The sequence below is a fragment of the Streptomyces sp. NPDC058646 genome (assembly GCF_042716875.1).
GTDB lineage: Bacteria > Actinomycetota > Actinomycetes > Streptomycetales > Streptomycetaceae > Streptomyces.
Map to the genome: position 1 here is coordinate 241958 of NZ_JBHXRK010000010.1, position 11935 is coordinate 253892.

General features: G+C 74.2%; 9 protein-coding genes. 7 read left to right on the plus strand and 2 right to left on the minus strand.

The window, feature by feature from the left end; genetic code table 11:
* Positions 1-70: 70 nt before the first annotated feature.
* Together lon and ACFWUZ_RS15300 are read left to right on the plus strand one after the other, a co-directional pair.
* Positions 71-2467 (plus strand): endopeptidase La, encoded by a 2397-nt coding sequence (gene lon / locus ACFWUZ_RS15295; RefSeq protein ID WP_384372194.1) that lies wholly within the window; start codon positions 71-73, stop codon positions 2465-2467.
* A gap of 152 nt (positions 2468-2619) precedes the next feature.
* On the plus strand, positions 2620-3066 hold the full coding sequence (locus ACFWUZ_RS15300; protein ID WP_384372196.1) for a MarR family winged helix-turn-helix transcriptional regulator: 447 nt from the start codon (positions 2620-2622) through the stop codon (positions 3064-3066).
* A gap of 402 nt (positions 3067-3468) precedes the next feature.
* Here ACFWUZ_RS15300 and ACFWUZ_RS15305 read toward each other — a convergent pair whose 3' ends face one another.
* Positions 3469-4242 carry a hypothetical protein gene (locus ACFWUZ_RS15305; protein ID WP_384372198.1) on the minus strand — a complete coding sequence of 258 codons (774 nt, stop codon included), beginning with the start codon at positions 4240-4242 and terminating at the stop codon, positions 3469-3471.
* A 460-nt stretch (positions 4243-4702) separates the two neighbouring features.
* Between ACFWUZ_RS15305 and ACFWUZ_RS15310 the strand changes: the two genes are divergently transcribed.
* From ACFWUZ_RS15310 to ACFWUZ_RS15330, 5 genes are read left to right on the plus strand one after another with little or no spacing between them, the layout of a single operon-like run.
* Positions 4703-7717 carry a nitrate- and nitrite sensing domain-containing protein gene (locus ACFWUZ_RS15310; RefSeq protein WP_384372200.1) on the plus strand — a complete coding sequence of 1005 codons (3015 nt, stop codon included), beginning with the start codon at positions 4703-4705 and terminating at the stop codon, positions 7715-7717.
* A complete protein-coding gene (locus ACFWUZ_RS15315) occupies positions 7714-8208 on the plus strand; it encodes a roadblock/LC7 domain-containing protein (protein ID WP_384372202.1) in 495 nt (164 codons plus the stop codon). Before ACFWUZ_RS15310 ends, ACFWUZ_RS15315 begins: the two co-directional genes overlap by 4 nt.
* On the plus strand, positions 8205-8594 hold the full coding sequence (locus ACFWUZ_RS15320; RefSeq protein WP_266934276.1) for a DUF742 domain-containing protein: 390 nt from the start codon (positions 8205-8207) through the stop codon (positions 8592-8594). The genes ACFWUZ_RS15315 and ACFWUZ_RS15320 overlap by 4 nt, the downstream gene beginning before the upstream one ends.
* A complete protein-coding gene (locus ACFWUZ_RS15325) occupies positions 8575-9204 on the plus strand; it encodes an ATP/GTP-binding protein (protein ID WP_384372204.1) in 630 nt (209 codons plus the stop codon). Before ACFWUZ_RS15320 ends, ACFWUZ_RS15325 begins: the two co-directional genes overlap by 20 nt.
* Positions 9205-9224: 20 nt before the next feature.
* Positions 9225-10532: a styrene monooxygenase/indole monooxygenase family protein gene (locus ACFWUZ_RS15330; RefSeq protein WP_384372206.1), complete on the plus strand. Its 1308-nt coding sequence runs from the start codon at positions 9225-9227 to the stop codon at positions 10530-10532.
* On the opposite strand, the gene ACFWUZ_RS15335 is transcribed toward ACFWUZ_RS15330, so the two are convergent.
* Positions 10475-11656, minus strand: a complete 1182-nt coding sequence (locus tag ACFWUZ_RS15335; protein ID WP_384372208.1) for an NlpC/P60 family protein — start codon at positions 11654-11656, stop codon at positions 10475-10477. The genes ACFWUZ_RS15330 and ACFWUZ_RS15335 overlap by 58 nt on opposite strands.
* Between the last annotated feature and the right edge of the window lie 279 nt (positions 11657-11935).

Sequence of the window (11935 nt, forward strand, 5' to 3'; positions counted from 1 at the left end):
GTTGGGGAACACCAGGGGGCGCAGATGCATTGAGTCGGCATAGCTCAACTTCACTGCCGGAGGGAAGATCATGGCTTCGACGTCCGTAACGCTCACCCTGCCCGTGCTGCCGCTTGACGACGAGGTCGTGCTGCCCGGAATGGTGGTCCCCCTCGACCTGTCCGACGCCGAGGTGCGGGGGGCCGTCGAGGCCGCCCAGGCGGCGGCCGGGACCGGGAAGCCCCGGGTGCTGCTGGTTCCGCGCATCGACGGCAAGTACACGGGCACCGGGGTGCTGGGGACCGTCGAGCAGGTCGGCCGCCTCTCCGACGGGGACCCCGGCGCACTCATCCGCGGCCGCGGCCGCGTCCGCATCGGCGCCGGGACCACCGGCCCGGGCACCGCGCTCTGGGTCGAGGGCGAAACCGTGGAAGAGAACGTGCCGGACCCGCTGCCCGGCGCGGTCGCCGAGCAGGTCAAGGAGTACAAGGCGCTGGCCACCAGCTGGCTCAAGAAGCGCGGGGCCTGGCAGGTCGTCGACCGGGTCCAGCAGATCGAAGGGGTCTCCGCCCTCGCCGACAACTCCGGGTACTCCCCCTTCCTGACGGTCGAACAGAAGGTCGAGCTGCTGGAGACCGGTGACGCCGTCGCCCGCCTCGGGCTCGCCGTCAAGTGGCTCCGCAACCACCTCGCCGAGCAGGACGTGGCCGAGTCCATCGCCAAGGACGTCCAGGACGGCGTCGACAAGCAGCAGCGCGAGTTCCTGCTCCGCCGCCAGCTGGAGGCGGTCCGCAAGGAACTCCGCGAGCTGAACGGCGAGAAGGAAGGCGAGGAGTCCGACGACTACCGGGCCCGCGTCGAGGCCGCCGACCTCCCCGAGAAGGTGCGGGAGGCGGCGCTCAAGGAGGTCGAGAAGCTGGAGCGGTCCAGCGACCAGTCGCCCGAGGGCTCCTGGATCCGGACCTGGCTCGACACCGTCCTGGAACTCCCCTGGAACGAGCGCACCGAGGACCGGTACGACATCCAGGGCGCGCGGGCCGTCCTCGACGCCGAGCACGCGGGCCTCAGCGACGTGAAGGACCGCATCACCGAGTACCTCGCCGTGCGCAAGCGGCGCTCCGAGCGCGGCATGGGCGTCATCGGCGGACGGCGCGGCGGCGCGGTCCTCGCCCTCGTCGGACCGCCCGGGGTCGGCAAGACCTCGCTCGGCGAGTCGGTGGCCCACGCCATGGGCCGCAAGTTCGTCCGGGTCGCACTCGGCGGCGTACGGGACGAGGCCGAGGTGCGAGGACACCGGCGGACCTACGTGGGCGCCCTGCCGGGCCGTATCGTCCGCGCGATCAAGGAGGCCGGGTCCATGAACCCGGTGGTGCTCCTCGACGAGATCGACAAGGTCGGCTCCGACTTCCGCGGCGACCCGGCCGCCGCCCTGCTGGAGGTCCTCGACCCGGCCCAGAACCACACCTTCCGGGACCACTACCTGGAGGTGGAACTGGACCTGAGCGATGTGGTGTTCCTGGCCACGGCCAACGTCCTGGAGGCCATCCCGGAAGCCCTCGCCGACCGGATGGAGCTGGTCCGCCTGGACGGCTACACCGAGGACGAGAAGGTCGTCATCGCCCGCGACCACCTCCTGCCGCGCCAGCTGGAGCGCGCCGGGCTCGGCACCGACGAGGTGGTCCTGGAGGAGGACGCCCTGCGCAAGCTGGCCGGGGAATACACCCGCGAAGCGGGCGTACGCACCCTGGAGCGCTCCCTCGCGCGCCTGCTGCGCAAAATGGCCGCACAGCACGAACTGGGCGAACGCGAGCTGCCCTTCCGTATCGGCGCGGACGATCTGCGCGCCCTGATCGGGCGGCCGCACCACGTACCGGAGTCCGCCCAGGACCCGGCCGAGCGGCGCACCGCCGTACCCGGTGTGGCCACCGGCCTCGCCGTCACCGGTGCCGGCGGCGACGTGCTCTTCGTCGAGGCCTCGCTGGCCGACCCGGAGACGGGCGCGGCGGGCCTGACCCTGACCGGCCAGCTCGGCGACGTCATGAAGGAGTCGGCGCAGATCGCCCTCAGCTTCCTGCGCTCGCACGGCGCGGAACTGGAACTCCCCGTCGCCGACCTCAAGGACCGGGGCGTGCACATCCACTTCCCGGCGGGCGCGGTCCCCAAGGACGGCCCGAGCGCGGGCATCACCATGACCACCGCGCTCGCCTCGCTGCTCTCCGGGCGGCAGGTGCGCACCGACGTGGCGATGACCGGCGAGGTCTCGCTCACCGGGCGGGTCCTGCCGATCGGCGGGGTCAAGCAGAAGCTGCTCGCCGCGCACCGGGCCGGACTGACCACGGTGATCATCCCGAAGCGCAACGAGGCCGACCTGGACGACGTCCCGGCCGAGGTGCTGGCGGGGCTGGAGGTGCACCCGGTGACGGACGTGCGCCAGGTCCTGGAACTCGCCCTGGAACGGGCGGAGGTCCCGGTCGCCGCGGCCGCCTGACCGCCGCTCGACCGGTGCTCCGCCGGGCCGCCACGGCCCGGCGGCACCGGCGGCCGGGCGGACGGCCCGGGAACCCGCCGCGGCGGGGCCCCGGGCCGTCGCCGCGCGCGCTGCGAAATACTGGCCGCTCACACCACCGATGGGAGCGGGACGTGCACGGGAGCGAAGACCAGGAGTTCCTTGCCCTGGAGCGGGAGCTGTCCGTCTTCCTCCGGCGCGCCCGCGCCTCGTCCGGGGAGATGGCCCGCGCGCTGCACCCCGAGCTGGAGCCCGCCGCGTACGGGCTGCTCACCCGTCTGGAGGCCGCCGGCCGCCAGCGGGCCACGGAACTCGCCGCGTACTTCGGGGTCGGCAAGGCCACCATGAGCCGCCAGCTGCGCGCCCTGGAGGTCCTGGGCCTGGTGGCCCGCGAGCCGGACCCCGCGGACGGCCGGGCCTTCCTGATCGGCCTCACGGAGGAGGGCCGGGGGCGCTTCCTGCGGGTCCGCGACGCCCGCCGCGAGCAGTACATGCGCAAGCTCGCCGACTGGGACCGCGGAGAGGTCGCGGAACTGGCCCGCCTGCTGAACCAGCTGAACGCAGGAGCCGAGACGGACTGAGCCCGCCCCCTCCGGCCCCCGGGACGGGAGGGCCTCCCGGCCCCGGCCCCCGGCTCCGGCAGGGCCTTCCGGCCCCGGCTCCGGCAGGGCCTTCCGGGGCCACCTGGCTTTCCGGGCACCTGGCTTTCCGGGCACCCGGCCTTGCCGGGCCCCGGAGCCCTGCCGGCCCCCGGACCCCGTTGGGCCTGCCGGATCCTTCCGGGCCCACCGACCCACCGGCCGGCTCGGCCCGCGGTCTGGCCCACCCCGCGGCCCGGCACGCCCCGCGGCCCGGCCCGACTCGGCCCGTACCGACTCGGCCCGGCCCGACTCGGCCCGTCCCTTCGGTCCGGACCCCGCCTGGGGCGGAGCCCTCGGCCCGGCGCGCGCCCCGGACCCGGACGTGCCCGGCGGTCCCGTCCGCTACAGCTCCGCGTACGCCGCCGACGCGTCGTCGTGGCGCTTGTGACGGGCCGGCGGACGGGACGGGTCGGACTCGAGCGTGCGGACGCGGGTGATCAGCCCCTGCGCGCCCTCCTTGCGCAGCACCCCCAGGCACTCGGCCCAGTCGCCCTCCCGGAACATGTCCGTCCACCGGCTCGCGCCGTCGGTGAGCGCCGCCACCGCCCGGACCTGCCCGCGCGGGGTGTGCCCGGTCACCGCCCGGGCCGCCACCGCGGGATCGGCCGCCGCGGTGAAGAAGCCGCCCTCCGCGTTGCGCAGGGCGTCCGTGGCCGCCACCGACCGCAGCACCTCGCGGGGGACCCGGTCCAGCCGGTCGTCGAGCACGGGCGTCACCTCGCCCCCGGGCGCCTGGAGCAGCAGCACCGAATCCGAGAGCACGAGGTGCTCCACGCCGGTCTCGTCCCAGCGGACCACGACCACCGTCGCCTGCGGCGTCCGTGTGTGAGAAAGGTCACAGGTGTCGCGGTGCGCCTCGGCCGTCGAGCCGACCGCCTCCGCCAGGATCCGGTCCAGCCGCATGTCCCGCCGCGATCCGGACAGTTCGGTCAATCGGCCGCCGAGGCGGGCCACGAACCACGGCACTCCGTGCACGCACCCGTCCCCGCCCCCCGGCGGGGTGACCCCGTCCAGGGCCACCAGGACACCCCCGCCGCAGGCGGGCAGCGCCGCCGACAGCCAGTCCTCATTGGGGCGTTCCGGGTCACCGGGGGCGGAGGCGAGGTCGATGCGCATGCGCGCATTCTGCCCGGTGGGCACGGTGGGAGCCGGGAGACTTCGTACCGGAGCGGGCGGGGCGGGACGGCCCTCCGCCGCCCCGCCGGCCCGCCATCGCCGGGGCCGGGCGCACGATGTGGGCGGGCATCCTGCCAAAGCCCGCATCGATCTTTCAACCGCCCGTCCACGGAGGTGCTCTGACACGGGGTGCCCGAGTTGGATGCCAACTCTTCCGTGATGTTCACTCGTTCGAGTGGCCGGGTGGGCGATGTGCGGCTCTCTCCCCATCACACTGCAAAGGTCTGAGGCGGTACGAGGGGGCAGGGAGCGTTTACTTGTTGACCGGCCGTTACCTCGGCCACACGAGTAGACGAGCCAGAGCACACGTACAGGATTGCGAGCACCGGTGCAGAAGAAGCGGTCTCGGAAGAACGGCACCGCCACAGACGGCCCGGCCCCCGCAGGACGCCGCGTCCGCGTGCGCCGCAGGCTGGTCGTAGGCGTCGCCGTCGCCGGCCTCACCGTCCTCGCGGCCGGCGCACCCGCCGTCGTCACCGCCTCGACGGAACTCAACGATTCCCAACGCCTGGTCACCCTCGCGGAACAGACCAGGCAGACCCTCACCCTCGCGCACCTCCTCGGCGACGAGCGCGACGCCGTCATCGAGTACGTCGCCAAGGGCCGCCCCGGCGCCGCCAAGGGCGCCGTCCAGGAGCGTGCGACCCGGACCGACCGGCAGCTCGCCGAGGTCCGGGCCGAGGCCGACGAGGAACTCGCCCGAGCCCTCGCCCGCGTCCAGGCCGTGCGCACCGAGGCCGTCGACGGCAAGGGCGCCGCCCTCGCCGCCCACCAGGCCTACGCCGGCGTCATCGCCGAACTCCTCGCCCCCGGCGACCGGCTCACCGAACTGACCCCGCCGCGCGCCGAGGCCGCCCTGGCCACCGTCCGGCCGCTGGCCCCGCTGGGCCAGGCCGTCGAACAGGCCTCGGCAACCCGTGGACTGCTGCTCGCCGCGCTGGCCGTCCCCCGCGGCGAGCAGCCCCCCAACTCGGCCGTCGTGGACGAACTGACCACCGCCGCGCAGCGGGCCCGCGTACGGGAACAGGCCGCCCTGGAGGACTTCGCGCGGGTCTCCCGGCCCGACGTGCGCCAGACCCTCGCCGCGACCGTCACCGGACCCGAGGTCAAGGCCGCCGACGACCACCTCAAGCGGCTCACCGAGCGGCCCACCCTGGCCCCCGCCGACCGCAGGACCGACGGCTCCACCATCGCCCCCGCGCTCACCGCCCGCATCGACCGGATGCGGTCGGTGGAGTCCACCCTCGCCGGCCAGCGGGCCACCGCCCTCGCCGGCCTGCGCGACGACGACGTGACCCGCCTGGAGACCCTGGTCGGCCTGCTGGGCGTGCTGTTCCTGGTCACCGTCGGCGTCTCGACCGCCGTGGCACGCTCGCTGACCCGCCCGCTGTCGGTCCTGCGCCGCGGCGCCGAGCGGCTGGCGACGCCGGAGGGCTCGGTGGAGCCGGTCCGCTTCACCGGCCGCAACGACGAGTTCGCCGAAGTCGTCCGCCATTTGAACGCCGTCCGCGACCAGACGGTCTCCCTGCACACCCGGATCGCCGGGCTCGACGCCGACCGCCGCCGGCTCATCGGCCGCAACGAGGCGCTCACGTCCAGCCGGGAAGTGCTGGACGAGGAGCTGACGAAGCTCCGGGCGGGCCTGGAGGAACACCGCCGCATCATGTCGACGACCTCGGTCTCGCTGTCGCTGCGGACCCTCGGCCTGGTCGAGCGCCAGCTCGCGGTCATCGAGGAGCTGGAGTCCAAGGAGCAGGACCCGGACCGGCTCGCGACCCTGTTCAAGCTGGACCACCTGGCCACCGTGATGCGCCGCCACAACGAGAACCTGCTGGTCCTCGCCGGGCAGGAGCACGGCCACGGCCAGGGGCTCCCGGTACCGCTGGTCGACGTCATGCGGGCCGCCGTCAGCGAGATCGAGCGCTACGAGCGCGTCGACCTCGCGGAGCTGCCCTCGTACACGCAGGTCGCGGGGCACGCCGCCGACGACATCTCGCACGTGCTCGCCGAACTGCTGGAGAACGCGACGACCTTCTCGCCGCCGGACGCCACGGTCAAGGTGTCCGGCCGGCTCCTCGACTCCGGCGAGGTGGTGCTGTCCGTCGTGGACGCGGGCATCGGCGTCAGCGGGGACCGGCTGGAAGCGCTGAACTCCCGGCTGTCCACGCCCGAGGCGTACGACGAGGAACCCGAATCCGAACACGGCCTGGGCCTCGGCCTGTACGTGGCCGGGCGGCTCGCGGCCCGGCACGGCGTCACCGCGGAACTGCGCGCCCCCCAGCACGGCGGCACCGAGGCCCTGGTCGTCGTCCCCGCCTCGCTGCTCCCCACCACTCCGCCGGTGTCCCCGGTCCACACCCTGACCACGCCGGGCGCGCCCGCGCTGCGCCTGCCGGGCGTCGTCGCCGAGGCGAACGAGAACACCCTGCCCAGCAGCCTGCGCGGAGCCGGCGCGGCGGACCCCGCGCCGGAGCAGGAGCCCACCGGGCAGGCCCCCGCGCCCGAGCCCGCCGAGGAACTGCTCGCCCGGGTGGTCCCCGATGCCGCCCCGGAGGCCTACGCGGCTCCGGCGGAAGGCTTCGGGGTTCCGGCGGAGGACTACGGGGTTCCGGCTGAGGGCTACGAGGCTCCGGCGCAGGCCTACGCGGCCACCGTGCCCGAGTCCGAGCCCGAGTCCCTGCCTGGGTTCGAGCCCGCGCCCGTGGAGCCCGCCCCGGCCGAGCCCGCTGCCGTGGAGCCCGCCCCGGCCGAGCCCGCTGCCGTGGAGCCCGCCCCGGCCGAGCCCGCTGCCGTGGAGCCCGCCCCGGCCGAGCCCGCCGCCGTCGAGCCGCTGCCCGAGCCCGCTGCCGTCGAGCCGCTGCCCGAGCCCGCCGCGGCCGAGGAGCTGCTGGCCCGGGTCGTCGCAGAGGCGGACCCGGTGGCCTTCACCGACCCGCTGGACGGCCCGCTGCCGCCCGCCGAGCAGGTGTTCACCGTCCCGGCCCCGGCCACCTCGGCGCCGGAGCCGGAGCCGGAGCCGGCGCAGGCGCAGGCGCAGGAGCCGGACCCGCACAGCCACACCGCCGACGAGGGCAACTGGCTCCCCCGCCAGGGCAGCCATCCCCACCACACGGCGGACCACGCCGAGGCCGAGGCAGGACCCGCCCCGACCGTCACCGACAAGGGCCTTCCGAAACGGACCCCGCGCACGGTGGCCACCGGGCGCACGGCCGGTGACGACGGACCGCCCGCCGCACGGCCCGAGCCGCCCCGCAAGGTGGACGCCGAAGAACTGCGGCGCCGCCTCGGCGGGTTCTACCAGGGCGCCCAGGACGGCCGGCGCGTCGTCGCCGCCGAGCTGGCACAGGGCCAGGGCCAGGACCAGGGGCAGGGGCAGACCGACCGGGGGGACAGCGCACAGGAGGCACGCACATGACCGCGCCCAGTACGTACGGACTGAGCACCCAGGCCCGCAACCTGCAGTGGCTGCTGACCGATCTGGTCGAGGAGGTGCCCGGCGTCAACTCCGTAGCCGTCGTGTCCTCCGACGGGCTCCTGCTGCTGTCGTCCGAACCAACCGGACCGGCCGGACCCGGGGGCCCCGCCCCGGCCCCGCAGCGACCCAAGGGCCCGCGCGGCGCCTCCGCCGACCTCGCCACCATCGTTTCCGGCCTCGGCAGCCTCACCACCGGCGCCGCGGCCCTCATGGACGGCGGATCCGTCAAGCAGACCATGGTGGCGATGGAGCACGGCTCCGTCTTCGTCATGGCCATCAGCGACGGCTCGCTGCTCGGGGTGCACGCCACCCCCGACTGCGACATGAGCGTCGTCGCCTACCACATGGCCCTGTTCGTCGGCCGCGCCGGCCACGTCCTGACCCCCGAAGTCCGCAGCGAGCTGCGCCAGTCGATGGAGAACACCCCGTGAGGAGTCCGGCCTCCGACCGGCTGCCGATACGCGGCGCCGACCGCCGCCCCGCCCGCGTCCGCCCCTACTCCCTCACGGGCGGACGCACCCGCTTCACGCAGGTTCTGCTGGTGGAGACCTTCGTCGCCGCCCTGGAGACCAAGGCGTCCGAGCCGCAGAAGCCCGACCGCATGCCCGAGATGCCCGCCATCGTCGAGGTCTGCCGCCGCATGCGCACGATCGCCGAGATCGCCGCGCTGCTGAAGCTCCCGCTCGGCGTGGTCCGCGTCCTCGTCAGCGACCTGGCCGACCAGGGAAGGATCCGCGTCTACGGGACCGGCCACGGCACCGGCCGCCCCGAACGCGCACTGCTCGAAAGGGTGCTCAGTGGCCTTCGCCGTCTCTGACCGTCCGGTCCCGCCGGCCGTGGACGACGAGCCCGTCCAGCCCTGGCAGTACGACCGCTCCCGCGCCCCCGTCGCCGTCAAGGTCCTGGTCGCGGGCGGCTTCGGCGTGGGCAAGACCACCTTCGTCTCCTCCGTCTCGGAGATCACCCCGCTGCGCACCGAGGCGGTGATGACCCAGGCCGGCGCCCCCACCGACGACCTCTCCTGCACCCCGGACAAGACCACCACCACCGTCGCCATGGACTTCGGCCGCATCACCCTCGACGACGACCTCGTCCTCTACGTGTACGGGACCCCGGGCCAGGAACGGTTCTGGTTCATGTGGGACGACCTGGTGCGCGGGGCCGTGGGCGGCATCGTCCTGGCGGACACCCGCCGCCTGCGCGACTGCTTCCCCGCGCTCGACTACTTCGAGAGCTGCGGGCTCCCGTACGCCGTCGCCGTCAACCACTTCGAGGGATCGCGGTCGTACGAACCCGAGGACGTGCGCGAGGCACTCACGATCCCGGCCGCGGTACCCGTGGTGATCATGGATGCCCGGCGCCGCACCACGGTGGTCGAATCCCTGCTGACCCTCGTGGGCCACGCCCTCGACAGCACCCCCGACTAGACCCGAATCGAGAACGTGAGATGCGCAAGATACTCGTCGTGGGAGCCGGCCAGTCCGGTCTCCAGCTCGCCCTCGGCCTCCAGGCGAAGGGGTACGAGGTCACCCTCATGTCCAACCGGACGGCGGACGAGATCCGCACCGGGCGGGTCATGTCCACGCAGTGCATGTTCGACACCGCGCTCCAGCACGAACGCGACCTCCAGATCAACTTCTGGGAGCGCCAGGCCCCGAAGATCCAGGGCCTCGGCGTATCCGTCGCCGCGCCCGACGCGACGCGTCCCATCGACTGGCTCGGCCACCTCAAGGGGTACGCGCAGTCCGTCGACCAGCGGGTGAAGATGGCCGGCTGGCTGGACGCCTTCACGCAGCGCGGCGGACAGCTCGTCATCCACGCCGCCTCCGTCGCCGACCTCGACTACTTCTCCCGCACCTACGACCTCACCCTGGTCGCCGCCGGCAAGGGCGAGCTGGTGTCGATGTTCGGCCGGGACGCCGCGCGTTCCCCGTACGACTCCCCGCAGCGCGCACTCGCGGTCGCGTACGTGCACGGCCTCGGCCCGCGCCCGGAGCACCCGGACACCGAAGCGGTCCGCTGCAACCTGGTCCCGGGCGTCGGCGAGCTCTTCGTGATGCCGACCCTCACCACCTCCGGCCGGGCGGACATCCTGTTCTGGGAGGGCATCCCGGGCGGCCCGCTGGACGTGTTCGACGGCGTCAAGGACCCCGCCGAGCACCTGGCGCTGACGCTGGACCTCATGAAGACGTTCACGCCGTGGGAGTACGCCCGGGCGACCGAGGCGGAGCTGACGGACGCGGGCGCCACCCTGGCCGGCCGCTACGCGCCGGTGGTCCGCAACCCGATCGGCCGCCTCCCCGGCGGCGGCGTCGTGCTCGGCGTCGCCGACGTCGTCGTCGCCAACGACCCGATCACCGGCCAGGGCTCGAACTCCGCCGCCAAGTGCGCGGCCTCGTACCTGTCGTCGATCCTGATGCACGGGGACAAGCCGTTCGACGAGTCGTGGATGAAGGCGACCTTCGACAAGTACTGGTTCACGACGGGCAAGCCGGTCACCCAGTGGACCAACGCGATGCTGGGCGTCCCGCCGGAGCACGTGCTGAACCTGATCGGTGCCGCCGGGCAGCTCCAGCCGGTGGCGAACCGATTCGCCAACGGCTTCGACAACCCGGCCGACTTCGACACGTACTTCTACGACCCCGAGGACACGGCGGATTACCTGGCGGAGGTCGCCGCTTCGGCGACGCCGTCCGATCAGTCCTCCTCGGCGGCCCGGCCGGAGCCGCCCTCCGGCGCCGCTTCGGCCGAGTAGCCCGCGTCGTCCCCCGCCGCCGCCCCCTCGGGCAGCGCCGGGGGCACATAGCGGTCGAGGGGGGTCCCGGCCGGATCCGGGCGCACCGCCCCGAGCAGCGGATTGGCCGCGACGGGCGACACCTTGACCCGCGCTCCCGGACGCGGCGCCTGGATCACCTTGCCGTCACCGATGTACAGGCCGACATGGGTGGCCTTGGGGAAGTAGACCACCAGGTCACCGGGGCGCAGCTGGTCGAGGGGCACCTTCGGCAGCTGCGCCCACTGTTCCTGGCTCGTCCGCGGAATGCTCCGCCCCGCGTGCGCCCAGGCCCGCGAAGTGAGCCCGGAGCAGTCGAAGGAGCCCGGCCCTTCCGTGCCCCAGACATACGGCTTGCCGATCTGGGCCGCCGCGTACGTCAGCGCCACGCTCCCGGCGGCCGTGGGCGTACGGGCCGCCGCCGCCCCGGGACTTCCCAGCCGACCGGAGTCCATCAGCTTCCGCTGGGCCTCGGCGGTGTCCGCGGCCTCCCGCGCGCCCAGCTGTGTGAGCTGGGCGGGACTCAGCGCAGCCAGCGTCCGCTCCACCTCCCGCAGCTGCGAGGCCACTTCCTCCTTGTGCCGCTTGCGCTGCGCGGCCAGCGTCTGCTCCGCGTCCAGCGCCTTGCGGGCCCGGGTCGCCAGCGCCCCCGCCTCCCGCTCACCCCGCGCGAGCCGCGCCAGTACGGCGGCCCGCCGCGCGCCCTCGCGGGCGACGAGCCGCCGCTGGTCGAGCGCGACCCGGGGGTCCCCGGTGAGCAGCATCCGGGCGTACGGGGACAGGCCCCGGGACGCCTGGTACTGCTCCCGGGCCAGTCGCCCCGCGGCGGCCTTCTCGGAGGCGAGGACGGTACGGGCCTTCCCCAGCTCGGCGGCCAGCCGCCGCTCCTCACCCTGCCGGGCCCCCAGCGCGACCTCGGTGGCGTTGTACGCCTCGGTCGCCTCCTCGGCCTTCTGGTACAGCCCCTGCAGGCGGGTGAGGAGCGCCCCGACGGACTCACCGGGCCCGGCGGGTTCGGCGTGGGCACCGGGGAGCGGCCCGGCCGTGACGAGCACGGGTACGAGCACTGCGGCGATGCAGGCGGCACGAAGCGGCCGACGTGACATGGGGTCACCTCCGAGCCACCGATGCTGCCACCCCCGGTATGACAAATCCCCCACCCGAGTCGGCCAGCCGCCCGAACTCCCCCGAGTGGCCCTGGGGGGTGGGGGGGGTTGGGCTTCGGGTGGCCTGTTACTGCTTGGCGGGATCAGGGAGGGTTTGGGGGGTTCCCGCCAGTCCTATCGTCTTTCCGTGGCGGGGCGGGCCCTCAAGGGCGCTCCTTCGTCGCGTCGCTTCGCGATGGCCTTCGGCCCCCCTTGACCGCCCGCCCCGCCACGGAAAGA